The organism is Agarivorans sp. B2Z047, assembly GCF_023373605.1.
Lineage (GTDB): Bacteria > Pseudomonadota > Gammaproteobacteria > Enterobacterales > Celerinatantimonadaceae > Agarivorans > Agarivorans albus.
This window is the reverse complement of record NZ_CP088080.1, coordinates 1,775,146-1,800,487: the sequence shown is the minus strand read 5'-3', so window position 1 is coordinate 1,800,487 and position 25,342 is coordinate 1,775,146. Positions and strand designations below refer to the sequence as shown.

Below are 25,342 nucleotides of genomic sequence, written 5' to 3'. Positions count from 1 at the left end.
GCCTCCAGTGTATTTAAGTACCACGTAAGTGTGGCAGATCCTCGGGAGGGGGAGTCCATGTCATTCGTTAAGTCTAGAGGGATCTATGACAACTATAAATTTACAAGATAAGACTGAAGCACTAGAAGGAATCATAGAAAGCTATTGGTTTGAAAATGAGAGCATTGGTCTAATAAATACTCTTTTTCATCGATTTACGATTCCCCTTAAGCCATTTGAATCTGGTTTTGAATACGATGAACAACCGCTTGAAACTGAAATTGTATTGGACTGGTATGCACTCGGGCTTGATAAACCAGAGGAACTTGACGGTCTAAACATTGCAGAAAATTCTAATGAAGATGCTGAAGGTTCAGTATATGTAGGTTGTGCTCACAATTCGGTCGTTGTCAAAAAACTAGCACTCTCTAGATTGGAAGCGGGTAACTTTAATGCAGAGGGTGAACTACATATTGAGTTTGAAAATGAGGGAGTAGGCAATAATGAAATTTTCAAATTTTCTACCACCCTCAAGTATCAGAAGACTTAATATGGGAGTTAGGCCTCGCTGTTGAGAAGCTTGCAATTCTCATTAACTGGCCTCATATCACTTAGGTTCAATAAAAAGGAGGTTCAAATGAAACCGGGATTAAAGCTTACAGAACAATCCATTTTGAATATGGCGAGTGTCATTGAAATCACTACCTTCGAAGATCGTTTCCATATCTTTGTTGCAGGTTCATATACTTACTCGGTAGTAAGAGAAGAAGGTTTTAAGGAGCACGTTGAGAGCTCTGAAAAATTTGAATATGTCATAGTGAGTGTAAATGAGTATCACCGCATTCAACGTGAGTTATCAGAATACCTCGGTGTTGAGGTCGCTGATTATGTGCCTGAGCCGGAGGTTTCTGCTCAATAGGTCTAACAAACAAATTCAAGGGACTACAAACAGTGCACGGCTTTGCGCTTCGCGCAGCGTAGATCGTCCTGTTTTCGCCCATGATTTGGGCGTTAACACCAACTGTTCCATACTTTCGCTAATCCGAAACACCATTGAATAAGTCATCTCCCAAACACGCTTTTGTCCAAAAGTGAGTTGGGAGACAAGTGTATATGTGATCACCAAGCGATCCCATCGCAATAGCTATCAACTTCACCCTAATAGCAACGCCTTAGTTTTTATGACAAGTTTGCGCTTGGAAAGCGTCAAAATCAGCCCGATTTACAAAAAATTATGACAACTGCTATAATTGAGGTTCAAAAAGAGAAATTATTAACCTAACTAACTGTTAAAGATAGAGTTTGTTAGAAATTGTCAAAAATTGAGTCTGAAAAAATTCCCAAGGGTACACTCTTATGGGTAAAGAATACGATGGTATTCACCGAATTAGCTTTTTAATCGACGAGCAAGGCCAAATTGAGCATGTGTTTAATAAGTTTAAAACTAAAGAGCACCACCAAGTAGTGCTCGATTACTTAAACCAATAACTATTCAGCAGAGGTTGAGGGCTCGCTGTCCTCAACCTTTTCTATATGGTGCGGCCAGGCATTCATTACCGCTTTCACCAAAGTGGCTAGTGGAATTGCAAAGAATACTCCCCAGAATCCCCACAAACCGCCAAACACCAACACGGCGACAATAATTGCCAAGGGGTGAAGGTTAACCGCTTCTGAGAACAAAATGGGCACCAATACGTTACCATCAATCACCTGTATTATGCCGTAAGCCAGAATAAGGTAACCAAATTGAGGGCTTAACCCCCACTGGAATAAGCCAACCATAGCAACCGGTAGGGTTACTGCAAAAGCACCAATAAAGGGAATAAGTACCGACAAACCCACTAACACGCCAAGTAACGCCGAGTAACGCAGATCCATAATCGCGAACACAATATAGCTAGCACCGCCCACGAGCAGTATTTCAATCGCTTTGCCACGAATATAATTAATTACTTGGCCATTCATTTCTGACCATACTTGAGTTAGCAAGCGGCGATCGTTAGGCAAAAAGCGCGATACGCTATTCAGTAACACTTGTTTGTCACTTAGCATAAAGAACACCATCAACGGCACCAACACGCTATACACCAGTACCGTGGCTAAGTTGATAATTGACGAAAGTGAAGACTGCAACAATTGCTCTCCCACGCCCATTAAGCGGGTTCTAACATTGTCCACCACACTTTCTACTAAGGCACCGTCGATAAACTCCGGGTATTGTTGTGGCAGGGACTCAAGCCATTGCTGAGTGCTATTGAGCATCACCGGGTATTCACTGAGTAAGTTCATCCCCTGCCCCCACACGGTTGGTAAAATACGTAATACCGTAAATGTGGCAATCAGGAAAAATATAAGTAGCACTAAGGCGCTGGCGAAGCCCCGGCGAAACCCATGATTGGCTAAAAAGCTCACTGGCCAATCCAACAAGTAAGCAAGTACTAAAGCAATAAGTAATGGTGCGAGTAAATTGCCAAAGAAATACAGCAGCACAAAACCAATAACCAACACAAGAGCCATAGCCACCGCTTCCGGATCAGAAAACATGCGGCGGTACCAATTTGATAAGACTTTAAACATAGTTACAGCTTTAATCCTTTAGCGGGTGGACAGTTATGGTGACGCAAAAACCACGGGCGCCTTGCTCTATACTTACGCCATGCCCTAATCGGCGAAAGTACTTGGGGATATCACTACGTGATCCGCTGTCCCCTAACAGCAACTGAATTTGATCACCTACTTTAGCTTGTTTTAGCCAAAGCTTACTTTCCAATAATGGGTAAGGACAGTTGTGTTTTTGTAAATCGAGGCAAAGCATTTGTAATAATTACCATAAAATAACCATGACATTATTACAGGCTATTGATCAGGACTCAATTTATAGCTTTTGAATAACAAACAAAATCGGGGTATTCTCGCGATACAAATGGAAAGTTATCGGATTTCAATGACGCGTTTCGCACATTTTGTTTTAGCAGGCCTGCTGTTTGGCTACGCCCCTCTTATGTCTGCCAATAATCAATTACCTGAAATAGGTACCGCCGGTGCGTCGGCTTTATCCATCGACAAAGAAATTATATACGGTAATGCCTATATGCGAATTATTCGCGCTAGTAGCCGTATGACCAATGACCCAGTGTTATCTGAATATGTCACCGAGCTTGGCAACCACCTGGTTGCCAAAGCTGATTTAGTGCGGACTCCCTTTAACTTTTTTTTAGTGACCGATAATGAAATTAATGCTGCGGCGTTTCTCGGTGGCTACGTAAAAATTCATACTGGCTTATTTTTATACGCCGATACAGAAAGTGAATTCGCTTCTGTAATTGCTCACGAAATTGCTCACGTTACTCAACGTCATATTGCTCGAAGCATTGAAAACCAAGCGGCAGCACAAAACCTGTCCATGGCAGGTATGCTAGGTTCTTTGTTGCTAGGCATCGCCAACCCGGTTGCAGGTATCGCAGCGTTACAAGCTACCATGGCGGCAGGTGTGCAAAACTCAATTAACTACACCCGTGCCAACGAATTTGAAGCAGACCGAATTGGCCTTCGCACCTTGGCCAATGCTGGTTATGACCCAATAGGAATGGGTAACTTTTTTGGCAAACTGTCCGAGAAATACCGTTACGCTAGCAAACCTCCACAAATGCTAATCACTCACCCATTGCCTGAAACGCGGGTTAGTGAAGCGCGCGCTCGGGCAAATCAATACCCTAATCGTTACGTTGCGCCTTCCCTTTCGTTCCAGTTTGCCAAATCACGGATTATTGTGCGTCATGGCACCCTTTCTCCTTCCGAAGCTTTAGAGCACTACAACCGAGTAATCAAGCGCAAAGAATACCGGATTGAAGATGCAGCCCTCTATGGTAAAGCCTTAGCACTGTTTGGTATGGGTAAATACAAAGAGTCGAAAACAATCGTTGATGGTCTTGCCACGCGCCATCCCGACAACCTTTTTGTAATCGATACCCAAACTGACATCGATTTAGCAATGAAAAACTACCAACCTGCAATTAAACGTTTGCAAGTGGCGCAGACTCGTTACCCCAATAACCAAGTAATTGTGCTCAACTTGGCACACGCATTTAGCGAAAATGGCCAATTTGAAGAAGGTGCTAAACTGCTTGATCGTTACCTACGCGAGCGCCCCAACGACGCTCTGGCCTGGGGAGAACTTAGCCGCAGCCAACGACGCCTCAAAAATATGGCTGCTAGCCATACTGCGCGAGCCGAGTACCTTTCATTGCATTCGGATTATCGCCGCGCCATTGACGAACTACATAGCGCCTACAACCTAACAGAAAACAATCTTGAGCAAGCTCGCATCCAAGCTAGAATTGAACAATTTAAAGCTGCTGAGCAAGAGCTCGAGTCGCTCAACTAGATGTATACAAGGAATAAGCATGTCTACTATTAAGATCCTTCATAACCCGCGCTGCTCTAAAAGTCGCCAAACTTTGCAGCTTCTTCAAGAAAAAGGCATCGAACCAGAAATCGTGCTTTATCTAGAAACTCCGCCAAGCGAAGAGGATATCAGCAAGATGCTCGACATGATGCAACTTGAGCCTCGCCAGTTAATGCGCACTAAAGAGGCGCTCTACAAAGAATTGAATTTAGCTGATGCATCGCTCACTCCTGCTCAACTGGTAGCCGCTATGCACGCAAACCCTAAACTGATTGAGCGCCCAATTGTGATTAATCAAGATAAAGCACGCATTGGCCGACCACCAGAGCAGGTGTTAGAGATTGTCTAAGCTAAGCACATCTCAACTATTGCTAATTGCCAAAAGTAGTTACTTGGCGCTTCTGGCTTGGGTGCTGTTATGGCATTTATGGCTATCGCCACCGGTTGATATTAGCCTAGGTTTAATGTTGACCTTTTGGGTCGTGCCATTGCTGTTTCCACTAAAAGGCATTTTGGCCGGTAAACCTTATACCTATGCGTGGAGTTGTTTTGTGCTGCTGTTATACGTGCTTCACAGCACCACGCTGATAGTAGTATCCGACACCGAGCGCTGGTTAGCGGCAGTAGAATTAGTATTAGTACTCAGTGCGTTTTGGTTTGGATTACAGTACGCGAAGTTTCGCGGTAAAGAACTGGGGATAGGTTTAAAGAAGCTAAAAGATAAACCTAAAGACTAAAGCTCTAAGATCTCTTTAACAAAGGGAACGGTTAGCTTACGTTGAGCAGTGATTGAAGCTTGGTCGAGCAGATCAAGCTTGTTCAACAAAGTAGGCATATCACGAGATAATCGTTTCAACAAAAATCTGGCAACTTCTAACGGCATTTTCAAACCACGTAGTTCTGCGCGTAATTGCAAAGCACTTAGCTTTTGCTCATCATCTAGCTCATGCAGCTTATAGGTTACACCCCAATTTAAGCGAGACTGTAAGTCAGCCAAGGCAAAAGACAACTGAGGAGCTGGCGCATTGGCGGTAACAATTAAACGGGTGGTAGACGCTAATTCTTTACGGCGATTATAAAAATCAAAAATCGCTTCTTCCCAGGCCGAAATGCCCACTATCGCATCAATATTGTCTAAACACACTAAGGCCATGCTCTCGAGACCCTCAAGCATTTTAGGAGACATCGCTGCGTGCATTTCTAGCGGTAAGTAAGCACTTGCCGCGCCCACATCAGCCATTTCGGTGCAGCTGGCATGCAACAAATGGGTTCTACCCGAACCCTCACTGCCCCACAAATAAAGCATCCTCTCGCCTTTATCTAAAGCAAGATTGCGCAGTGCACTTAGTAACTGTTGATTATCGCCCGGGTAAAAACTTACCAAGGTTTCATCGTCAGGTAGCAGTACAGGAAGTGATAATTGCGGGGAAAAACTCAAAGTGATAAATCAAAGCTGATACAAGTCTAGAGGCATTGTACCAGCTCGTTATTAAGATGAAAAATTTTTGCTACTGGTAATAGTAGTACTTTGTTCGCGTTTCATCCGCTTGCAAGCGCGGAGCGATATCAAGTGAAGATTTAAGGTCTTCCCAAGGGCTAAGCAGTTGCACCTCAAAAGTAAAGGTATCTTGTTTTACATTATGTAAGGTCACTCTTGCCACACTAGGTTGCTGGTTAAGAAAGCGTTCCAGCTCAACATATTTGTTCATGCTGGTTATGTTAGCAAAACTTACTAGCATCGCTTCATCAGCATTCTCACCTAGTATCACGCCATAACGCTCGGCCAAACTGGCACTTACCGCACTCATAGCGGCTGCGCTAACGTCTGCTAGTGGTGCTTGTACTTGGCCGCTATCAAGTTGAACTTGGCTTGCACTGTCTAACAATCGCCATTGGATCTGCCAATTTTGACCTTGTGGATATTGGCGAAAGCTCAAGATAAGTGGCACAGAGTAACGCTCGCTAGCTGCATACAACGGGCCATCAAAACCACCCCATACATCATTTACACTTACCGCCATGCTATCTTCTAAATCCATAACAGGGAGGCGAACAGGCAAACCTAGTAGCTGCGCCTGTTGGCGGCCAGCCTCTAACCAATCTTGTTGAGCACTATCGGCTAACAATTCTCGATTAAAATTCTGCTCGTTGGCATACCACAATACGATGTCTGGACGTTGCTTTCCCCATAAACGCAATTGAGCTTGCATCAACAGTTGATTTACTTTTGCTTCGTTAAACAGCACCGAAATCGCATCGTCACGATAAGCAAACTGTTGAATATACGGATTAATATTGGCTCTTGCTTTAGCAACTAATGGGTTAGCATTGCTAGCTTGCTCCCCAGTTAAGCGCAGTACCAATAACTCAAAAGCTTGTTGCTGATCTTGTTGGGTATCGCCAGTGGCTTGTGCTTCAACTCGGTAAAGTTCCTCTTGCAGCGAGGCTTGAACCGGCAACATCACAACTGCCAAACTAAGTACCAACAACCACTTTCTAATCACTGCGCTCTCCTAGAGATTCAATTAACTATTTTTGCGTACTATTTAGTACCAAAAATCTTATCGCCGGCATCACCCAAACCAGGAAGGATGTAGCCTTGCTCATTTAGCTTTTCATCAATTGACGCAGTATACAAGACCAAATCGGGGTGTGCAGCCTCCAAAGCCTTTAAACCTTCGGGAGCTGCAACTAATACCAATACTACAATGTCTTTACAGCCTTGCTCTTTAAGCAGGTCGATGGTGGCAATCATTGAGCCACCAGTAGCTAGCATAGGGTCTACGACTAGAGCTAAACGCTCATCAATTTGGCTCACTAGCTTATGAAAGTATGGAACCGGCTCTAGAGTTTCTTCATCGCGATAAATCCCAACCACACTGGTTTTTGCTGACGGCATATGCTCTAACACACCATCCATCATACCAAGGCCTGCACGTAAAATAGGCACAACCGTAGCCTTTTTACCTTTAATTTGTTCAACCTTTACGGGGCCATTCCAACCGGCAATAGTCACTTCTTCAATTTCTAAGTTGGCTGTCGCTTCGTAGGTAAGTAATGCAGATACTTCACGCGCTAATTCACGAAAACGCTTTGTGCTAATGTCTGCTTCGCGCATTAAGCCAATTTTATGACGAACTAAAGGATGCTTTACTTCAACAACTTTCATCTCTATTCCTTTGATTTACCGAATTGTGAGCCGCTAGTTTAAATCAGGCTCAATGGAGATATGTTAGCAAATATCAACAAAATGTCTTAGTTATCGTTTATTACTGTTACCGGACAGCTAACACTGCTAAAATATCGCGAAATTTTTTTCCATGTTCGTTGCAAGGTAATCCCGTGACCAAACAAAACACCCCTCTGAGTTATAAAGATGCTGGCGTTGATATCGAAGCTGGTAATGCATTAGTAGAACGTATCAAAAGTGTTAGTAAACGTACCCAGCGCCCAGAAGTAATGGGTGGACTAGGAGGCTTTGGTGCATTGTGTCAATTGCCAACTGGTTACAAAGAGCCTGTATTAGTTGCTGGCACCGATGGTGTAGGTACTAAATTACGCTTAGCGTTAGATTTGGAAAAACACGACACCGTTGGTATCGACTTGGTAGCAATGTGTGTAAACGACCTTATTGTACAAGGTGCTGAACCGCTATTTTTCTTAGACTACTACGCAACTGGTAAGCTTGAAGTTGATACTGCAGCAGACGTAGTTAAAGGGATTGGTCAAGGTTGTGAGCAGTCTGGCTGTGCCTTAATTGGTGGTGAAACTGCAGAAATGCCTGGTATGTACCATGGCGACGACTACGACATCGCTGGTTTCTGTGTGGGTGTTGTTGAAAAGTCAGAAATTATCGACGGCACTAAAGTAGCAAGCGGTGACGCGTTAATCGCTTTAGCGTCAAGTGGCCCTCACTCAAACGGTTACTCGCTAATTCGCAAGATCCTAGAGGTATCTAATGCCGACCCTAAACAAGTTTTAGGTGATAGCACGCTAGGTGAAACCCTATTAACCCCAACAAAAATCTACGTTAAGTCTGTGCTTGCACTGCTTAAGCAATGTGAAGTACATGCTTTATCACATATCACTGGTGGTGGTTTCTGGGAGAACATTCCTCGCGTATTACCAGCTGGCGCAAAAGCTGTGGTTGATGAAAATAGCTGGCAATGGCCAGAAGCATTCAACTGGTTGCAAGAGAATGGCAACGTTGCTCGTGAAGAAATGTACCGCACCTTCAACTGTGGTGTAGGCATGGTTATCGCTCTGCCAGAAGCAGAAGTAGACGCTGCTCTAGCCTTACTAGCAGAACACGGCGAAAATGCTTGGAAAATAGGCCACATTGAAGATGTAGCTGAAGGCGAAGGCCAAGTAGAATTTAAATAGGGTAAGTAATGGCACGCAACATTGTTGTATTGATTTCAGGTTCAGGGACTAACCTGCAAGCCATTATTGATGCCTGTAAAGAGGGGCGTATCAACGCCTCTATTTCTGCTGTAGTAAGTAACAAGGCCGACGCTTATGGCCTTGAGCGCGCTAAGCAGGCAGCCATTAACACGGTAGTTGTAAACCCTAAAGAGTATAGCGACCGCGAAAGCTATGACATGGCCTTGGCCGAGGTGATTGAGCAGCATAATGCTGACTTAATAGTGATGGCTGGCTTCATGCGTATTCTTAGCCAAGCATTTGTGGAACGTTTTAGCGGCAAGATGCTAAACATTCATCCCTCTTTGCTACCGAAGTACCAAGGTTTAAATACCCATCAGCGCGCCATTGATGCCCAAGACCAAGAACACGGTTGCAGCATTCACTTCGTCACACCCGAATTAGACGGAGGCCCGGTAATTTTGCAGGCCAAAGTTCCCGTGTTTAGCGATGATGATGCTGAAACACTAGCAGCAAGGGTACAAGTGCAAGAACATGCCATATACCCATTGGTCGTTAATTGGTTTGTAGAAGGACGCTTGAGTATGGAAAATGACAGCGCCCTACTCGACGACAATATACTCCCGAGTAGCGGTTACGCTAACTCATAAAAAAAGCGCCTAAAGGCGCTTTTTTTTTCCATTTGTTTTCGCTTAAAGCTTTGTTGGCTTAATAAGCTTTATTGCACTTCACCGTCTTTAAACAATACATAAGCGCCGCTAGCAATTTTTTGCCATTGTTCGTTATTGGTTAAAGGCTGAGTTGCAATCATTGTCACTACATCATTTGGCGTAGTTTCTTTATAAAAGTCGATAGTAACATCGGCATCGGCCAGCTGAGCCTCTCCGAAAGGAGCACGGCGAGTAATCCAATGTAAATTTGTTGAACAATAAGCCATCACAAACTCGCCATTGCTCAGCAGCATATTAAATACGCCTTTTGCACGCAGCTGATCGGCTAAGCTCGCCACAAATTTAAACATGGCTTTCATGTTAGCGGGTTTACGTGGGTACTTAATACGTAGCTGTTCGAGGATCCAACAAAAAGCACGCTCGCTATCGGTTGCGCCAATTGGCCTAAAGAAGCCAGTATCAAGCTGCTTGTATCCTTTTAGTTGCCCATTGTGAGCATAGGTCCAGTTTTGTCCCCATAACTCACGGGTAAAAGGATGGGTGTTCTCTAGAGAGACACACCCGCGGTTAGCTTGGCGAATATGTCCTACTACTGCCTGACTTTTAATCGGGAAAGCCTGAACCAACTCTGCAATTTTAGACTTACAACTTGGTGCAGGATCTTTAAAACTGCGACAGCCCTTACCTTCATAAAAAGTAATACCCCAGCCGTCTACATGCGGTCCAGTAACGCCGCCGCGCTGAACCAAGCCGGTAAAGGAAAAGCAAATATCGGTAGGAACATTGGCACTCATTCCTAGTAACTCACACATACAACTACTCGCTACTTACATTACGGAAATAATAGGCTTACTCGGCCATGTATTTCTCGATTAACTGAATCAAAATATGAATCACTTTAATGTGGATTTCTTGAATGCGGTCAGCAAAACCAAAGTGCGGAACTCTAATCTCTACATCCGCTTGGCCAGCCATTTTGCCACCATCTTTGCCAGACAAAATAATCACTTTCATGCCTTTGGCTTTAGCCGCTTCTATCGCCTTGATGATATTACCTGAGTTACCACTAGTACTAATGCCAAAGAGAACATCACCAGCTTGACCTAAACCTTCAATATAGCGCGAGAATACATACTCGTAGCCATAATCATTGCTCACGCAAGATAAGTGGCTAGGATCAGAGATAGCAATAGCAGGGTAAGCAGGGCGGTTTTCACGATAGCGGCCGGTTAACTCTTCGGCAAAATGCATGGCATCACAATGAGAACCACCATTACCACAAGATAATACTTTGCCTTGTTGCTTAAAACTGTCGGCTAACAAACGAGCCGCTTGTTCGATCGCGTCAATGTTTTTCTCATCGGCAATAAAAGCATTTAGAACAGTTACTGCTTCTTGTAACTCTTCAACTATCAAATTTTTCATCTAGGTTCCCTTATCTGGGCAAGGCTTATTAGCTGCACACTATAACTTTTTTTTTAGTAAGGATCAGCGTTCTATTCAGCGCATATCTCAATTTGTTAACTAAAAAATACAACTAAACTTATGTTGATATTTTGTAAAAGACTTGAAGTTTGTTAACCGCTGCGTTACAAATACCCAAAGAGGTCAGACCTCTTATAAGTCCAAGGAGAGATTGATGCAAAGTTACTTACCCCTTTTTGCTGCCATTGGTGGCCTATTATTAATGGGCGGGCTCGCTTATTTTAGAGCGTCGTTACTGGCATTTAGCCTAGTGATAACCGCCTCGCTGGCTGCTTACAGTTTTGTCTCGCCATTTAGCGAGCTGTTCTGGCTAGCCTATTTGTTAATTGTTGGTGGGTTGAATTTTAAGCCTTTGCGTCAGCAACTGATCTCTAAACCGCTGTTCAAAACCTTCAAAAAAATCATGCCCGAAATGTCGCGTACCGAAAAAGAAGCCATCGAGGCAGGTACCACATGGTGGGAAGGCGAGCTATTTCGCGGAGCGCCTGACTGGAAAAAGCTTCATAGCTACCCGGCGCCACGCCTAAGTGCAGAAGAACAAGCCTTTTTAGAAGGTCCGGTTGAGCAAGTATGTGCAATGACTAAAGACTGGGAAATAACCCATGAATTAGCAGACTTACCCGAAGAAATCTGGGACTTTTTGAAAGAGCATAAATTCTTCGCCATGATCATCAAAAAGAAATACGGTGGCCTAGAGTTCTCTGCCTACGCGCAATCTTGTGTGCTACAAAAACTCGCCAGTATTTCAGCAGTACTATCTAGCACGGTAGGTGTGCCTAACTCGCTTGGCCCAGGTGAATTATTGCAACACTACGGAACAAAAGAACAACAAGACCACTACCTTCCTCGCTTAGCTGAGGGTAAAGAAATTCCATGTTTTGCCTTAACCAGCCCTGAAGCCGGCTCTGATGCCGGGTCTATTCCTGATGCAGGTGTGGTTTGTATGGGTGAATGGCAAGGTGAGCAAGTACTAGGTATGCGAATTACTTGGAATAAACGCTATATCACCTTAGCGCCAGTGGCCACTATTTTAGGCCTAGCATTCAAATTATCAGATCCCGACAAACTAATTGGCGAGCAAGAAGAGCTTGGCATTACCTGCGCACTTATTCCAACCGACATTGAAGGGGTTGAAGTAGGTCGTCGTCACTTCCCACTTAACGTTCCCTTCATGAACGGCCCTACCCGCGCTAACGACCTATTTGTGCCTATCGGCTTTATCATTGGTGGTAAAGAAATGGCGGGCCAAGGTTGGCGCATGCTTGTGGAATGTTTGTCGGTTGGCCGCGGAATCACCCTTCCTTCCAGTGCAACGGGTGGCATTAAAAATGCGGCTTTAGCTACTGGTGCTTACGCCCGTATCCGTCGCCAATTCAAATTACCCATTGGTAAAATGGAAGGTGTGGAAGAGCCTTTAGCTAGACTAGCAGGTAACGCCTATATGATGGGAGCGGCTTCTGACTTAACCGTAACCGCCATCGACCTTGGCGAAAAACCATCGGTGATTTCTGCCATAGTAAAATACCACCTAACCCACCGAGGCCAGCGTGCTAGCATTGATGCAATGGATGTTGTCGGCGGTAAAGGGATTTGCTTAGGTCCTAAAAACTTTTTGGCTCGCTCGTATCAAGGTGCACCAATTGCCATTACCGTTGAAGGCGCAAACATTCTAACTCGTAGCATGATTATTTACGGGCAAGGCGCCATTCGTTGTCATCCATACGTGCTTGCAGAAATGGAAGCTACTCAACACCCCGATTTTAACCAAGGCTTACAACAGTTTGATAAAGCGCTATTTAGCCACCTAGGTTTTGCCACCAGCAACTTTGTTCGCAGTTTTTGGTTTGGCCTAACTAGCAACAGTTTAATTAGCACTCCCTACTCCGACCAAACAGCTACCTACTACAAACAACTAACTCGTTTTAGTAGCAATTTAGCGCTGTTGTCTGATGTTGCTATGGGAACACTAGGCGGTAACTTAAAACGTAAAGAACGCGTATCAGCTCGCCTAGGCGACATGTTGAGCCAGCTTTACTTGTGCTCGGCCACTTTAAAACGTTTTGGCGATGACGGCCGCAAACAAGAAGATTTGCCTTTGCTGCACTGGAGCATGCAAGACTCTCTGTTTCAATTACAGAATGCCTTAGATGAGTTACTACTTAACTTCCCGAATAAATGGGTAGGTAAAGCAATGCGCTTAGTGATGTTCCCGCTAGGTAAGCCCTTCCATGCACCCAGTGATGTGTTAGACCATAAACTTGCACGTATTCTACAAGAGCCAAGTGAAACCCGTAATCGCGTAGGACAGGGCCGCTTTGATAGCCGAGTAGAAGGCAATGTTTATGGTGAGTTAGAGCAAACTTTAGAAGATGTACTGGCTTGCGAAGCGCTATACGACAAAGTATGCAAAGCACTAGGCGAAAAACGCCCCTTCACCCAGCTAGATAAACTTGCCGACGAAGGTATAAAACTTGGTGTAATTAACGCTGAAGAAGCCGCCTTAATGCGCCGAACAGAGCAAGGCAGGTTGGCTGCAATTAACGTAGATGACTTTGACCATGAGCAGTTAGAGAATCGCCCTAACCTAGCCAAAACAAGCGCAGCTGATTTAGACTCCGTCGCTTAATACAAAAATTCATCAATCAAAAATAAGCGAGCAACAATAGCTCGCTTTTTTTATCAGTATCAGAAGCAAGGCATTGAATTTGAGTCTAAAATACACTTAACTAAAAGAAAAACATAAGCAATGGATAGCGAATGAGCGACGACATCTTTTTACTAGATGACACAGCCACCGAAACTCAAGAGCAACAGGATCAATGGAAACTATTGGTTGTTGACGATGAGCCGGAAGTTCACCACATCACTAGCATGACGTTGTCACAGTTTGTTTTTGACAACAAATCGATATTGTTTCTACATGCCAACTCAGCCCAAGAAGCCAAACTTATATTGGCCGAACACAACGACATCGCCTTAATCCTATTAGATGTTGTTATGGAAACCGACGATGCAGGCTTATGTTTAGTTCGTCATATTCGCCAAGATCTGGACAACCAAAGCGTTCGAATCGTTTTACGCACTGGGCAGCCCGGGCAAGCTCCCGAAGATGAAGTGGTAGAAAACTACGACATTAACGACTACAAAGACAAAACCGAGCTCACCTCTCAAAAACTACGTACCCTTATTAGAGCAAGCTTGCGCTCTTACCGAGATATTTGTTCGCTTGAGAAACATAAACTGGGCCTAGAAAAAGTCGTTAAGGCCTCGCGCGGCATATTCGAAAAAAATGCCTTGTTTACTTTTGTAGAAGGCGCCTTAGAACAACTGGCTGTAATACTAAATTTAGAAGACAGCTGTATCTATCAAGTAGAACAATATGCTTATAAAGTTAACTCTACTCAACTGCAGCTATTAGCTTACCAAGGGCAACAACGCCCTAGTAAAGCGCATCAACATTTATCAGAATTCCCCAGTAATCAGCAGCAAATATTCAGCCAAGCAATAGATCAAAAAACCAATGTTTTCCAAGATAATGCCTTGGCGATTTACTGTGAAAACAGCGCTTACAATTTATTGTTTTATATCACTAGGAATACGCCGTTTAACCAAGCAGATCAGCATTTCATTAACTTGCTTAGTGAAAACATCGTGGTTGCTTTAGAAAACATTCGGCTTAACGAAGTGATTAGCACCAACCAAAAAGAAGTACTGTATCGCCTCGGGGAAATAGTTGAAACTCGCTCAAAAGAATCGGGCATGCACGTTCGCCGAGTTGCCCTTTTTACTGCTTTACTCGCCGAGTTACTTGATTTACCAGCCATGAAAGTTGAACAGTTAAAGCTGGCATCCCCCTTACATGATGTAGGCAAAGTGGCCATTCCCGATGCAATATTGCACAAACCGGGCAAGCTTACCCCCGAGGAATGGGAAGTAATGCAAACCCATGCGGCCATTGGCGAAAACATGCTTAAAGACTCAAATATTGAAGTAATGCAACTTGCTTCAGAAATCGCTGGCTCGCACCATGAGAAATGGGATGGTAGTGGTTATCCAAGAGGCTTAAAAGGTGAAGAGATCCCAATTAGCGGGCGTTTAACCGCCATTGCTGACGTGTTTGATGCCCTAGGAAGCATACGCTGTTATAAAAATGCCTGGAATGACCAAGAGATTATTGAGTATTTAGAACAACAACGCGGTAAACAGTTTGATCCGCAGCTTGTGGATGCGCTGCTCAACAACTTTGCGCGATTTGTAAAAATTAGAGATAAGTATCAAGACTAAGCCTACTAATTAAGGCTTTGAGTAAACCTTAAAGCCTAATCCCTCGAATTTCAGGCACAAAAAAACCTCGCTTAACGAGGCTCTTGTTTAGTAGTGGCGGAGTGGACGGGACTCGAACCCGCGACCCCCGGCGTGACAGGCCGGTATTCTAACCAACTGAACTACCACTCCGCATATACTAACGTCACGATTGTATTACTACTTTAATGCTGGCGGAGTGGACGGGACTCGAACCCGCGACCCCCGGCGTGACAGGCCGGTATTCTAACCAACTGAACTACCACTCCTACGCATTAAATTGTTTCGTCGTTGGCGGAGTGGACGGGACTCGAACCCGCGACCCCCGGCGTGACAGGCCGGTATTCTAACCAACTGAACTACCACTCCGCTACATCGAAACATTACACACAGACTAAACAGACTTGGCGGAGTGGACGGGACTCGAACCCGCGACCCCCGGCGTGACAGGCCGGTATTCTAACCAACTGAACTACCACTCCGCAGAACCATCTCGTCTGGTGCGGCGCAGATAATACGGTTATGCCTATTACGAGTCAACAAAGAATTGTCTTATTTCTTTAAAAATTCGTTCAAGCGCTGATGTTTTAGCCAAAGCGTCGAGCTTTTAGCCAAACCAGCTTATAAATCACTCCGATGGCATCTTTAAGCTACTGGCTTCATCCATTTTGGGTTCTGCGCTTGGCTCTGCTGCGGGAGCTTCTCTAGCACCTTTTAATGCCGCCTCAAAGGCCTTACGTTTTCGCCACCATATAAAACCAAAAGCAGCGCCTGCTAACAGCAAAAATCCAAAGACATAAAGTAAAATAACTAGCCACAGCGACATTTCTGGCTCTGGAACTACCACCTCTTCTATTACCACTGGTTCTGGAGGCGGTGGCGGCGGAGGAAGGATCACAAAGTCTTCCTCTGGCAAGTCGATAACTATCTCGCGATTTTGAATAGTGGTCGCCAATAAGGTGCCCATAACACGATAGCGCCCTTGCTCGGTGGGTGTGGGAAGGTCTACGGTAAACTCATCACTTTCAGCATAGGTTTGGAAGTCTTGCTCCCAACCTACATTGTTATAAACCTTACCGCTAATCACTACCGACTCTGGCCTAATTTCGTCGGTATCTATCACCAAGGCCATCCGCGCTTGACGCTCTTCGTCTTTTGGCGACATAACCTTTATTTCTACAGGATTAGGATATATCAGCACCGGAGAGATTTGAGCACGAGTAAAAATCTGGTTTAAGGTGCTAACGATCATTTCGTACTTGCCGGGGCGAGCTTCTAACTTGATAAAAGTAGTGAACACGCCATCGTCGGCATACTCATCATAATCTTTGCCATCGTCAAAAAACTTACCTAACTCGTCGCGACGCACTTCTACAGTTTGGTCTTCGAGCAGTTGCTGACGCATCAAGGCAACGTTCATTAGTGCTTCTTGAAGCATAACTTCTAAGTCAATCCGCTCGCCTTTACTGCTTAGGCGCGCCGTTACACGCAAACGCTCTCCTTGATAGAGTTGGTGAGGGATTGGATCAACTGTTAAGTCGATATCACTGAGAATACGAATGCGGTTACGGCCTTTGTTTTCAGCCACCGCCTGCCAAGGGCCTCGCATCGGTTTTTCAATGGTCACAATGTCGAGTTCGTCGGTTTCTAGCCAACTGACATTTTTCGGCACATCCCAAGCATAAATTTTGCTGCCATCGGGGCGCACCAAAATAGCGGCAGGAGAACCGGGAGAGCGATATAAAAGAAAAGTTGCCTTATCAATAGTTTGATCGAGGCGAAAACGATTATCGATTAAAGGAATATCTCGATTTTCGAAAATGGTTGATGCTTGTACAGGAATCACAACACACAACAACAGCCACAAAAGTTTATTTATCATCAAGTTTAGTTGCGCCAGCGACACTGGCCTCCCTTTTTCTCGACAAGGTCTAAGCGCTCCTGGTGCTCGCTGAGCTCTTGTTCTGTTGCAAATACTACTTTTAGAGGGGCACGATTAGAATCAATCAAACGAACGCCAACTCCATCCCCACTGCCCTTTTGCTTTAAATTTAACTTATTTTGGCCACCGGTCATTTTTAAGAAAACGTCGGCCAGCAATTCGGCATCCAGTAATGCGCCGTGGTAAGTCCGTGATGTGCGATCTACACCATAGTAATCACTTAAGGAGTCTAAGTTTTTACGTGAAGGTAAAGGCTTATTGCCCGCCATTTGTACTTCACGTTTATTGTATTCACCACGCCGCGCCACCAATAATGAATCGGTGATAGTACAGATATCGGCACATTTGGGCATCGCTTGAGCCAAGGTTCGCGACATCATCTCAAACTCGTGATCTAGGAAGCTAATATCGAAGTTTGCGTTATGTGCCACCAACTCGCCGCCACGAATAAACTCAACAAAATCATGGGCAACATCTCTAAATAAAGGCTTATCTGCGACAAATTCATCGGTAATACCGTGAACTTGAATTGCCTCTTCATCAATCAACTGCTCAGGGTTGATATACACATGAAAGGTATTACCGGTTAGCTTTCGGTCGATAACTTCCACACAGCCAATTTCAATAACGCGGTGTCCTTGATAGATAGGTCCGCCACTATCATTCATACCGGTGGTTTCAGTATCAAATACAATTAAGCGATGGCTCTTGGATTGGTTCACAACAACTCCTATGCGACACTAAGCAGATAATCCTGCAAGTTTAACAAAAATATGGCAAAAGAAGTCCACTTGTTTACCGATGGCTCATGTTTAGGTAACCCAGGTCCTGGTGGATATGGAGCACTGCTAGTTTACCAAGCTCATCGCAAAGAGCTTAGCCAAGGCTACCGACTCACCACCAACAACCGGATGGAAATGCTAGCGGCCATTATTGGCCTAGAAAGCCTAACCCAAGCCTGCAAGGTGGTGTTAACTACCGATAGTCAATACGTTCGCCAAGGTATTACCCAATGGATCCACAACTGGAAAAAGCGAGATTGGAAAACCGCTGCAAAAGCCGAGGTAAAAAATGCCGATTTATGGAAGCGCTTAGATGCAGCCTGTCAACGCCATCAAGTTGAATGGCACTGGGTGAAAGGCCACGCTGGACACCCAGAAAACGAACGAGTAGACGACCTCGCCCGCGAAGCTGCCACTAACAACGCCAGCTTAATCGACGAAGTGTACGAACAACAAACCTAGCCACTAATTGACGAAGGCACCGGAATGCGTTGTTTCACTCTCCAGGCCTTTTTAACCGGGGTTAGCGGTGCACGGCGTTTACGCGCCACTATAAAATACGCCGATGCGGTAGCGCGAAAATAACGCTTGCCCCAACGCTCAAACCATTGCGGCGCGGGTCGGCTATTTACAAATGAGGTATAAGCAAAACGTTCATCATTAAGCACTTCAAAACCTAATAGGTTTAACCAATCCTTCACCCGCGCAGGGGTAAACATGCGACACGACCAAGGCATTCCACGTTTTCTGAAGGGAAAATAACGACGCATGCCCAATAAGCTAAATGGATTGAAACCGCTGATAATCAGGTAACCATCGGCTGTGAGTACTCGCTCTACCTCACGCAATATCTGATGGGGATCTTTCGAAAAATCTAAACTGTGGGCTAGCAGGCATAAATCAATACTGCTTTCTTGAAAAGGAAGTTGCTCGGGATGAGCACGTAAGCCAATTAAGTGTCCTTGTTTAGCCACATTTAGTTGGTGACGTATCATCGAGGCATGGCAGTTTAACTGAGCACTTAAATTACCCAGTTTTAACATGTGATAACCAAAGGCCACAGGCAGGTGCTGGTCAAGCAAACTTTGCTGCTGCTCCATTAACCAATCGCCTAATGGCAGATCTTGCCAGAAGTCAGGGCTTGCAATTACTTCACGAATTTTCGCCGGCTTCATCAATTCCCCGTACCAATCTACTGCAGTTAAGGCAATAATGTGTCATCGACTTTAACGACAGAGATATCATAATGCAAATCATCCATATACCCGCCTTTAATGATAACTATATCTGGTTAATAAAAGAGGTAAGTTCAAACGATTGTGTTGTGGTTGACCCAGGAGACGCTGCGCCAGTAGAACAGCGACTTAAAGATATTGGCGGCCAGTTAAGCGCCATACTTATTACTCATCATCATGCCGATCATATTGGCGGTGTTGAAAGGCTATTGGCCAGTTATCCGCAGGCTAAAGTTTACGCCCCCAAAAACGCTAAGTACACGTTTAAGCATCAAGCAGTAAAACAATCAGATAGCTTCACTCCCGAAGGTTTAAACCAGCCTTTCTCGGTGCTTGAAGTGCCAGGCCACACCCTTGACCATATTGCCTACCTAAGCAAAGGTCACTTGTTTATTGGCGATACTTTATTTTCGGCGGGTTGTGGAAGGTTATTTGAAGGCAGCGCCCAACAAATGCACCAGTCTTTAGAAAAAATTAAGGACTTACCAAACGACACCCTAATTTATGCAGCGCATGAATACACTCAAGCCAACTTACAATTTGCACTTAGTGTAGAACCAGATAATGCGGAGTTACTGAGTTATCAGCAACAAATAAGTAAGCTTCGCCAAATGGGTCTACCCAGCCTGCCTACTAGCTTAAATCAGCAATTGGCGATAAATCCCTTTTTACGCTGCAATAATGAAAATATTAAGGCAGCGGTTGAGTTGGCTGAATTACAACCATTAAACAATGAGATAGCAGTATTCGCTGGCCTAAGATCATGGAAAGACCGCTTCTGACTTGCCAAACTAGCTTTAGCTCAATACCATTGAGCACTGAATTTTACGTAAATGGATAAATCATGAAAGCGCTCATTGTTGGCCTTTTTTCTTTATTATTGGGCGCTTGCCAACTCACTAATCCTCAAGTTACTGAACAATTAGTAGATGCTAATGCTGTAGACGCTAGCGAGCAGCAAACTAAAGCAGACCAAGTAAAGGAAGTTGAAGAAGCGAAGGTTCAGGTACAACCTGAAGCAGAGCCAGAGCCTCAAGCTCCGGTTTATCACGACGTTTGGGTTAGAATTGAGGACCAACTGGCCATTCCTCTGCCAGAGAACAACAAACGCCTACAAGCTCAACTTAACTGGTTTTTAAAACACCCCGACTACATGCGCCGTGTATCAGTTAGAGCCGACCCTTACTTGTTTTTTATTGTTGAAGAAATTGAACGCCGCCAAATGCCTTTGGAGCTAGCGCTTTTACCCATCGTAGAAAGTGCTTTTCAACCCTTTGCATACTCCCATGGGCGTGCAGCGGGAATCTGGCAAATAATCCCTGGTACAGGTAAACGCTTTGGTCTTGAGCAAAATTGGTGGTACGACGGACGCCGCGATGTATATGCCTCTACTCATGCCGCACTCGATTACCTTGAGTATCTACATAAATACTTTGATGGCGATTGGTTACATGCTCTTGCTGCCTACAACTCTGGCGAAGGTCGCGTTCGACGTGCTATTCGCGCCAACGCTAACGCTGGCAAAGCTACTGATTTTTGGTCGCTAAACCTGCCTAGAGAAACCCGCGCTTATGTGCCTAAACTATTGGCACTAAGCCAAATGTTACAACATCGCGAAGAGTACCAGCTAAATATCCCTGAAATTGCCAACAAAGCGCATTTTGAAAAAGTTGATACTTATAGCCAAATCGACTTAGCGCTAGCCGCAGATTTAGCCAATATTAAACTTGATCAATTACATAAACTGAACCCAGGTTTTAACCGTTGGGCTACCGCACCTAATGGCCCGCACTACTTGTTAGTGCCAAAGAAAAATGTGCCTAATTTTGAAGTAGCTCTTGCCTCTTTGTCTAAACAAGAGCGCATGCAATGGGCGCGTTATAAAGTGAAGTCAGGTGACAGCCTTAGTGTCATCGCCAAGCGTTATAACACTACCAGCAAACAGATCCGAGAGCTTAACCAGCTAAGCAGCAATACTATTCGCATTGGTCAACATTTGTTGGTACCAGTATCGTCGCGTAATCAGAATGCTTACACCCTTAGCCAAAGCCAACGTTTAGCTAGCCAACAAAACAAACCTCGTGGCGACATTAAGCTAAATTACACGGTGAAGTCAGGGGATAGCTTTTGGAGCATTGCGCAGAAATATAAGGTGTCGCACCGCAACATTGCAAAATGGAATAGCATGGCGCCAACCGACACTTTAAAACCGGGTAAAAAGCTGGTGATTTGGCAAAAATCTCAAGCCAATAAAAACCATATTCAAACCGTTACCTATAAAGTACGCAACGGAGATTCACTGTCTCGCATCGCCCAAAAATTTAAAGTGTCAGTGACCGATTTATTGAAGTGGAATGACCTAAACAAAAATCACTATTTACAGCCAGGTCAGAAGTTAAAGCTGTATATCAACGTGGCTGAAGTTAGCGCTTAGCAAAACGGAAGTGCACCAACAAGGCATTGTGATCAGAACTCTCGGTCACAATGCTCTCGCTCTGATTCACCCGTAATCCACGATAAAACACGTGATCTAAAGCTTTTCCAAAAAAGCGAGTTCGCCTATCTGGCTTAAACCTCACCGTTTTTAATTGGTGCGCAGTAATAAACTGCTCTAGCACTGCTAAACGCGCACTGCTCCAAGTATTAAAATCACCAGCTAAAATCACAGCGCCATGGTACCCCGCCAGCCACGGACCAAGCAGCTGGAGTTGCCGCAAATAATCTTCTTCACTGAGAGTGAAATTAATACTATGCATATTGATCAGCAATAATTGCTGCTGTTGCCATTGGTATAACTGCAATAACGCTGATTTCGGTACTCTTATCCACGGCTCGGTACTTAAAGCCAAACAGTTTTCCTCACTAGCAAACTTGGCCAAGTTCATTACTCCTAGTCCATCACCAAGCCACTCAAAGGCGATAGCTTGATACTGGTGCCATTGAGGTCCTTCAGACCAAGCCAACATGCGCTCTCTGCTGGCTTCTTGAAGCAGCATAAAATCGGCTTGTTGTGAGAACTGTTCTAGCTGTTCTGTCCAGCCTTGATTTTGGCCTTTATAGCTATTCCAAACTAAAACAGAAAAGTCTGCAGTATCTGGCAGGGCTTGAATATTCTGTATATTCGCAGGGTGGTAATCTAGCGTTTGATTGTCACAAACGGGCAGCTGCGCATAAGCAGCAGAGCTTAATAAAACAAACAAAGTGCTTATTAACATAGCTTGGAAAAACCAACGCATCACTCGCACATTAAGCCCTCACGCAAAACTTAGATAAAAAAACAAAACCGATAAAACAGCCCGTAAATAGAAAGATATTTTGGCAAAGCCTAGCGGCTTGGCAAATTTGCGACATACTTGAGCTATCATCAAATAATGGATAAGCAAATGCAATCTCAAGAGCCAAGGACACTAGTTCCCATATTTGCTGGCGGTGGCACCCGCCTACCCGCCCATATTGGGATTCTAGCCGGCTTAAAAGAGCTAAATGTTCATTTTTCACATATTGTGGGCGTTTCTGGGGGCAGTATTATCAGCTCCTTATTTGCTAGCGGTATGGATGTAGAGCAAATAAAAGCCATTGCCTTAGATACCGACTTCGAGCAGTTCAAAGGCTTTTCGCTGATCAGCTTGCTACGAAATGGCGGGCTTTGTTCAGGCGACAAGTTTGAAGAGTGGATCGATGACTTACTTAATGGCGTCACTTTTAGCCAGCTGCCGATGCAGTTACATGTAGTAGCCACCGATGTACGCTCTGGCTCACCAGTTGTATTTGATGCTATTCGCACCCCTCACGAAAAAGTATCGCGAGCAGTGCGTTTTTCTATGTCTATTCCTCTGATTTTTTCTTTTAAGCCCTACCAAGACCACTTAATGGTAGATGGCAGCATATTATCGGAAGATGCTCTTCATCAAGATTGGGCTGAAGATGGCACCCCTGTCATCTGCTTTAGGCTACGAGGCGACAATGACATAAAGCCATTGCAAACTAATGGAATTTTCCCCCTTGCCGCGTACATTTCATTATTAATTAGAACTTTCATGACCACCATTTCAAGAGAGTATGTTAACGAGAAGTTTTGGCATAGAACCATCGTAGTAAATACTGGCAATACCTCACCGGTCGATTTTCACCTCAACGACGAAGCAAAGTTACGTTTATTCGACACCGGTTATCAAACTGCCATTAACATCGTGCCCGCTAAAATATGGCACCAACAGCACCCGGCTCCGCAAGCTGACAACAAACATATTTAAAACAATGGCTTGATCACGTTTTCAAGCTACTAAAACCGCTTCACAGCCTGTAAAGCGCATAGCCGTCTACACTTAAAAAAACCAAAAAATAAACCATTCGGAACGTAGACTATGTCACTAACTATTCGCCAACGCTTACTCTTTCTATCACTAGCGCCCGTGCTTATTTTGGCCGTTAGTATTTTGCTCCTGACCATCTCCGAGACCCAAAAACTCACCCAAGGGCAATCTAAAGAAACCCGAGAAAACATGCTTAATATGAAAAAGGATGAGCTAAAAGCCTATATGGGTTTAGCCTACTCTGCGGTGGCCGAAATCTATGAAAATGGTGGAACCCTAGAGCAAGCCTTACCCATATTACAACGCCTAGAATATGGCGAAACCGGATATATGTTCGGTTATACCAATAAAGGTGTTCGGGTATTTATGGGCACATTAGATAAAGGCATTGGCGATAATTTTTGGTCACTGCAAGACAAACAAGGCCAGTACTTAATTCAAGATCTGATTAAAGCCTCGAAAAAAGGCGAATTTTACACCTACTATTTCCCTAAACCTGGCGGCAGCGAAGCCTTGCCGAAACTCAGCTACGCCATTTACTTAGACCGCTGGGACTTAATGATGGGCACCGGTTTTTACACCGATGATGTAGAAGCGGTAATTACAAGCTTAGAAGAACATGCAAAAGACAGCCTGCAATCATCTCTAATGTTCCTAGGGCTAACAGCAGCTGTCTTACTCGGCTTTGCGCTTATCATCGGTTACTTTATTAATCGAAGCATAATGGCGCCGCTACAAGACCTAAATAACTCCTTTGAAAAACTCGCTAGTGGCGATGCAGACTTAAGCGCCAGACTCGACACCAACTACGTGCATGAGTTTGGTCAACTAGCAACTAACTTTAATTCCTTCATCGAATTACTCCACGAAATCATCAGCATGGTAGGTAATGTTGCCCACGACGTTGCCAAAGAAACCTCTTCAATGTCAGACCGCGCCAATAGCGTTGACCAACTGCTGGTAGAACAACGTGAAGAAACCGAGCAAGTGGCTACTGCTATGACAGAAATGACCGCATCTGCTCACGATGTTTCTGACAATGCTAATCAAGCGGCAAACTCTGCCCAACAAGTTGATACTAACGCTGGCCAAGCAATGAGTACCGTGGGCACCGCAGTAACAACGGTGCAGCAACTGGCCGATGAAATAGGCCAAGCGAGTGAGGTGATAGGCAAGCTTGAAGGGGATGTGCAGAATATTTCTTCTGCTTTAGGGGTGATTCAAGGCATTGCCGAACAAACAAACCTGCTGGCCTTGAACGCCGCCATTGAAGCGGCCCGAGCTGGTGAACAAGGCCGAGGCTTCGCAGTGGTGGCCGATGAAGTTCGTCAATTAGCCAGTCGTACCCAACAAAGCACCGGTGAAATTCATGGCATGATTGAACGCCTCAAGAGCGGCTCCGATGCTGCGGTGTCAGCCATGAATAGTAGCCAAGAGCGCAGTGGTGAAGCCGTAAGCGGTGCTAACGCGGCCAGTGATGCGCTGCAGCTGATTAAAGAATCTATTCAACACATCATGGACATGAATGCCCTCATCGCAACGGCAACTGAGGAGCAAAGCCATGTAGGCCAAGAGATCTCCCAGCGCATTGTGCATATTGCTGACCAATCCAGTCAATCTGCCGGTTTAGCGCAAGAAAATCGCAGTGGCAGTGTTAACCTCAATGAACGCGCAGAACAGCTTGAAGAATTAGTGAAACGCTTCACTTTATAAAGAGTTTTTAGCAAAGCCCCTTTTAATTAAAGGGGCTTTTTTATACCTAATTCTAAGTAGCAGAATCAATTCACAAAAAAGCTTAATTCCTTGTGCTAGTCTGCCGATAATAACTCAACAATACCTCTAAAA

Annotated in this window: 25 protein-coding genes, 4 tRNA genes and 1 pseudogene; 15 read left to right on the top strand and 15 right to left on the bottom strand. The window is 44.6% G+C overall.

What is annotated here, in order from left to right:
• Positions 1-85: 85 nt before the first annotated feature.
• From LQZ07_RS08235 to LQZ07_RS08225, 3 genes and pseudogenes are all read left to right on the top strand, one after another.
• Positions 86-529, top strand: a complete 444-nt coding sequence (locus LQZ07_RS08235) for a hypothetical protein (RefSeq protein WP_152779702.1) — start codon at positions 86-88, stop codon at positions 527-529.
• A gap of 87 nt (positions 530-616) precedes the next feature.
• Positions 617-898, top strand: a complete 282-nt coding sequence (locus tag LQZ07_RS08230; RefSeq protein ID WP_152779704.1) for a hypothetical protein — start codon at positions 617-619, stop codon at positions 896-898.
• 437 nt (positions 899-1,335) lie between these two features.
• Positions 1,336-1,467 (top strand): annotated as a pseudogene (locus LQZ07_RS08225) (thioredoxin-dependent thiol peroxidase); the annotation flags it as partial.
• On the opposite strand, the gene LQZ07_RS08220 reads toward LQZ07_RS08225, so the two are convergent.
• The gene (locus tag LQZ07_RS08220) at positions 1,468-2,556 is read right to left on the bottom strand and encodes an AI-2E family transporter (RefSeq protein ID WP_152779707.1); all 1,089 of its coding nucleotides are present in this window, start codon (positions 2,554-2,556) and stop codon (positions 1,468-1,470) included.
• 10 nt (positions 2,557-2,566) lie between these two features.
• Positions 2,567-2,794, bottom strand: a complete 228-nt coding sequence (locus LQZ07_RS24665; protein ID WP_016403650.1) for a sulfurtransferase TusA family protein — start codon at positions 2,792-2,794, stop codon at positions 2,567-2,569.
• Positions 2,795-2,923: 129 nt separating this feature from the next.
• Between LQZ07_RS24665 and LQZ07_RS08215 the strand changes: the two genes are divergently transcribed.
• From LQZ07_RS08215 to LQZ07_RS08205, 3 genes are read left to right on the top strand one after another with little or no spacing between them, the layout of a single operon-like run.
• Entirely contained in the window at positions 2,924-4,363 is a 1,440-nt protein-coding gene (locus LQZ07_RS08215) for a M48 family metalloprotease (protein WP_016403651.1), read from the top strand.
• 19 nt (positions 4,364-4,382) lie between these two features.
• Positions 4,383-4,733, top strand: coding sequence for an arsenate reductase (glutaredoxin) (gene arsC, locus LQZ07_RS08210; protein ID WP_152779709.1), 351 nt, complete (start codon positions 4,383-4,385; stop codon positions 4,731-4,733).
• On the top strand, positions 4,726-5,121 hold the full coding sequence (locus LQZ07_RS08205; protein ID WP_152779711.1) for a DUF2069 domain-containing protein: 396 nt from the start codon (positions 4,726-4,728) through the stop codon (positions 5,119-5,121). Before arsC ends, LQZ07_RS08205 begins: the two co-directional genes overlap by 8 nt.
• On the opposite strand, the gene hda is transcribed toward LQZ07_RS08205, so the two are convergent.
• The 3 genes from hda to upp all read right to left on the bottom strand — a co-directional run bounded on the left by hda (position 5,118) and on the right by upp (position 7,553).
• A complete protein-coding gene (gene hda, locus LQZ07_RS08200; protein ID WP_016403654.1) occupies positions 5,118-5,822 on the bottom strand; it encodes a DnaA inactivator Hda in 705 nt (234 codons plus the stop codon). The genes LQZ07_RS08205 and hda overlap by 4 nt on opposite strands.
• 70 nt (positions 5,823-5,892) lie before the next feature.
• A complete protein-coding gene (locus tag LQZ07_RS08195; RefSeq protein WP_016403655.1) occupies positions 5,893-6,888 on the bottom strand; it encodes a DUF2066 domain-containing protein in 996 nt (331 codons plus the stop codon).
• Between the two features lie 38 nt (positions 6,889-6,926).
• Positions 6,927-7,553 (bottom strand): uracil phosphoribosyltransferase, encoded by a 627-nt coding sequence (gene upp, locus LQZ07_RS08190; protein ID WP_016403656.1) that lies wholly within the window; start codon positions 7,551-7,553, stop codon positions 6,927-6,929.
• Between the two features lie 173 nt (positions 7,554-7,726).
• Between upp and purM the strand changes: the two genes are divergently transcribed.
• Together purM and purN are read left to right on the top strand one after the other, a co-directional pair.
• Entirely contained in the window at positions 7,727-8,767 is a 1,041-nt protein-coding gene (gene purM, locus LQZ07_RS08185) for a phosphoribosylformylglycinamidine cyclo-ligase (protein ID WP_249483594.1), read from the top strand.
• A gap of 8 nt (positions 8,768-8,775) precedes the next feature.
• Positions 8,776-9,417 carry a phosphoribosylglycinamide formyltransferase gene (purN, locus tag LQZ07_RS08180; RefSeq protein ID WP_152779715.1) on the top strand — a complete coding sequence of 214 codons (642 nt, stop codon included), beginning with the start codon at positions 8,776-8,778 and terminating at the stop codon, positions 9,415-9,417.
• A gap of 68 nt (positions 9,418-9,485) precedes the next feature.
• Here the strand turns inward: purN and LQZ07_RS08175 are convergent, their stop codons facing one another.
• The gene (locus LQZ07_RS08175; RefSeq protein ID WP_152779717.1) at positions 9,486-10,250 is read right to left on the bottom strand and encodes a class II glutamine amidotransferase; all 765 of its coding nucleotides are present in this window, start codon (positions 10,248-10,250) and stop codon (positions 9,486-9,488) included.
• A gap of 37 nt (positions 10,251-10,287) precedes the next feature.
• Positions 10,288-10,863 carry a D-sedoheptulose 7-phosphate isomerase gene (lpcA, locus tag LQZ07_RS08170; RefSeq protein ID WP_152779719.1) on the bottom strand — a complete coding sequence of 192 codons (576 nt, stop codon included), beginning with the start codon at positions 10,861-10,863 and terminating at the stop codon, positions 10,288-10,290.
• Between the two features lie 214 nt (positions 10,864-11,077).
• Between lpcA and fadE the strand changes: the two genes are divergently transcribed.
• Together fadE and LQZ07_RS08160 are read left to right on the top strand one after the other, a co-directional pair.
• Entirely contained in the window at positions 11,078-13,549 is a 2,472-nt protein-coding gene (fadE, locus tag LQZ07_RS08165) for an acyl-CoA dehydrogenase FadE (RefSeq protein ID WP_152779721.1), read from the top strand.
• A gap of 131 nt (positions 13,550-13,680) precedes the next feature.
• Complete coding sequence (locus tag LQZ07_RS08160) at positions 13,681-15,207, top strand: HD domain-containing phosphohydrolase (RefSeq protein WP_016403662.1); 1,527 nt, start codon at positions 13,681-13,683, stop codon at positions 15,205-15,207.
• Between the two features lie 94 nt (positions 15,208-15,301).
• Here LQZ07_RS08160 and LQZ07_RS08155 read toward each other — a convergent pair.
• The 6 genes from LQZ07_RS08155 to dnaQ all read right to left on the bottom strand — a co-directional run bounded on the left by LQZ07_RS08155 (position 15,302) and on the right by dnaQ (position 17,889).
• Positions 15,302-15,378 (bottom strand) — tRNA-Asp (locus LQZ07_RS08155).
• Positions 15,379-15,417: 39 nt separating this feature from the next.
• Positions 15,418-15,494: transfer RNA gene (locus LQZ07_RS08150), tRNA-Asp, on the bottom strand.
• Positions 15,495-15,517: 23 nt separating this feature from the next.
• A tRNA-Asp gene (locus LQZ07_RS08145) sits at positions 15,518-15,594 on the bottom strand.
• A 36-nt stretch (positions 15,595-15,630) separates the two neighbouring features.
• A tRNA-Asp gene (locus LQZ07_RS08140) sits at positions 15,631-15,707 on the bottom strand.
• Between the two features lie 146 nt (positions 15,708-15,853).
• On the bottom strand, positions 15,854-17,107 hold the full coding sequence (locus LQZ07_RS08135; protein ID WP_152779723.1) for a TIGR03503 family protein: 1,254 nt from the start codon (positions 17,105-17,107) through the stop codon (positions 15,854-15,856).
• A gap of 5 nt (positions 17,108-17,112) precedes the next feature.
• Positions 17,113-17,889 (bottom strand): DNA polymerase III subunit epsilon, encoded by a 777-nt coding sequence (gene dnaQ / locus LQZ07_RS08130; protein ID WP_256471378.1) that lies wholly within the window; start codon positions 17,887-17,889, stop codon positions 17,113-17,115.
• Between the two features lie 51 nt (positions 17,890-17,940).
• Between dnaQ and rnhA the strand changes: the two genes are divergently transcribed.
• Positions 17,941-18,411 (top strand): ribonuclease HI, encoded by a 471-nt coding sequence (gene rnhA / locus LQZ07_RS08125; protein ID WP_040307318.1) that lies wholly within the window; start codon positions 17,941-17,943, stop codon positions 18,409-18,411.
• On the opposite strand, the gene LQZ07_RS08120 is transcribed toward rnhA, so the two are convergent.
• On the bottom strand, positions 18,408-19,124 hold the full coding sequence (locus LQZ07_RS08120; RefSeq protein ID WP_016402360.1) for a methyltransferase domain-containing protein: 717 nt from the start codon (positions 19,122-19,124) through the stop codon (positions 18,408-18,410). The genes rnhA and LQZ07_RS08120 overlap by 4 nt on opposite strands.
• Positions 19,125-19,195: 71 nt before the next feature.
• On the opposite strand from LQZ07_RS08120, the gene gloB reads away from it, so the two are divergent.
• Positions 19,196-19,966: a hydroxyacylglutathione hydrolase gene (gloB, locus tag LQZ07_RS08115; protein WP_152779725.1), complete on the top strand. Its 771-nt coding sequence runs from the start codon at positions 19,196-19,198 to the stop codon at positions 19,964-19,966.
• A 62-nt stretch (positions 19,967-20,028) separates the two neighbouring features.
• Entirely contained in the window at positions 20,029-21,618 is a 1,590-nt protein-coding gene (locus LQZ07_RS08110; RefSeq protein WP_152779727.1) for a LysM peptidoglycan-binding domain-containing protein, read from the top strand.
• On the opposite strand, the gene LQZ07_RS08105 is transcribed toward LQZ07_RS08110, so the two are convergent.
• A complete protein-coding gene (locus LQZ07_RS08105; RefSeq protein WP_152779729.1) occupies positions 21,608-22,420 on the bottom strand; it encodes an endonuclease/exonuclease/phosphatase family protein in 813 nt (270 codons plus the stop codon). The two genes, LQZ07_RS08110 and LQZ07_RS08105, sit on opposite strands and share 11 nt — an antisense overlap.
• 147 nt (positions 22,421-22,567) lie before the next feature.
• On the opposite strand from LQZ07_RS08105, the gene LQZ07_RS08100 reads away from it, so the two are divergent.
• Positions 22,568-23,437, top strand: coding sequence for a patatin-like phospholipase family protein (locus LQZ07_RS08100; RefSeq protein ID WP_152779731.1), 870 nt, complete (start codon positions 22,568-22,570; stop codon positions 23,435-23,437).
• Positions 23,438-23,548: 111 nt separating this feature from the next.
• Entirely contained in the window at positions 23,549-25,210 is a 1,662-nt protein-coding gene (locus tag LQZ07_RS08095) for a methyl-accepting chemotaxis protein (RefSeq protein ID WP_152779733.1), read from the top strand.
• Positions 25,211-25,342: the final 132 nt, after the last annotated feature.

Bases quoted from the DNA above. Each gene is read 5' to 3' on its own strand.
- LQZ07_RS08235 (WP_152779702.1), top strand. From the start codon at position 86: ATGACAACTATAAATTTACAAGATAAGACTGAAGCACTAGAAGGAATC.
- LQZ07_RS08230 (WP_152779704.1), top strand. From the start codon at position 617: ATGAAACCGGGATTAAAGCTTACAGAACAATCCATTTTGAATATGGCG.
- LQZ07_RS08220 (WP_152779707.1), bottom strand. From the start codon at position 2,556: ATGTTTAAAGTCTTATCAAATTGGTACCGCCGCATGTTTTCTGATCCG.
- LQZ07_RS24665 (WP_016403650.1), bottom strand. From the start codon at position 2,794: ATGCTTTGCCTCGATTTACAAAAACACAACTGTCCTTACCCATTATTG.
- LQZ07_RS08215 (WP_016403651.1), top strand. From the start codon at position 2,924: ATGACGCGTTTCGCACATTTTGTTTTAGCAGGCCTGCTGTTTGGCTAC.
- arsC (WP_152779709.1), top strand. From the start codon at position 4,383: ATGTCTACTATTAAGATCCTTCATAACCCGCGCTGCTCTAAAAGTCGC.
- upp (WP_016403656.1), bottom strand. From the start codon at position 7,553: ATGAAAGTTGTTGAAGTAAAGCATCCTTTAGTTCGTCATAAAATTGGC.
- purN (WP_152779715.1), top strand. From the start codon at position 8,776: ATGGCACGCAACATTGTTGTATTGATTTCAGGTTCAGGGACTAACCTG.
- LQZ07_RS08175 (WP_152779717.1), bottom strand. From the start codon at position 10,250: ATGTGTGAGTTACTAGGAATGAGTGCCAATGTTCCTACCGATATTTGC.
- lpcA (WP_152779719.1), bottom strand. From the start codon at position 10,863: ATGAAAAATTTGATAGTTGAAGAGTTACAAGAAGCAGTAACTGTTCTA.
- fadE (WP_152779721.1), top strand. From the start codon at position 11,078: ATGCAAAGTTACTTACCCCTTTTTGCTGCCATTGGTGGCCTATTATTA.
- LQZ07_RS08160 (WP_016403662.1), top strand. From the start codon at position 13,681: ATGAGCGACGACATCTTTTTACTAGATGACACAGCCACCGAAACTCAA.
- LQZ07_RS08135 (WP_152779723.1), bottom strand. From the start codon at position 17,107: ATGATAAATAAACTTTTGTGGCTGTTGTTGTGTGTTGTGATTCCTGTA.
- rnhA (WP_040307318.1), top strand. From the start codon at position 17,941: ATGGCAAAAGAAGTCCACTTGTTTACCGATGGCTCATGTTTAGGTAAC.
- LQZ07_RS08120 (WP_016402360.1), bottom strand. From the start codon at position 19,124: ATGAAGCCGGCGAAAATTCGTGAAGTAATTGCAAGCCCTGACTTCTGG.
- gloB (WP_152779725.1), top strand. From the start codon at position 19,196: ATGCAAATCATCCATATACCCGCCTTTAATGATAACTATATCTGGTTA.
- LQZ07_RS08110 (WP_152779727.1), top strand. From the start codon at position 20,029: ATGAAAGCGCTCATTGTTGGCCTTTTTTCTTTATTATTGGGCGCTTGC.
- LQZ07_RS08105 (WP_152779729.1), bottom strand. From the start codon at position 22,420: ATGCGTTGGTTTTTCCAAGCTATGTTAATAAGCACTTTGTTTGTTTTA.
- LQZ07_RS08100 (WP_152779731.1), top strand. From the start codon at position 22,568: ATGCAATCTCAAGAGCCAAGGACACTAGTTCCCATATTTGCTGGCGGT.
- LQZ07_RS08095 (WP_152779733.1), top strand. From the start codon at position 23,549: ATGTCACTAACTATTCGCCAACGCTTACTCTTTCTATCACTAGCGCCC.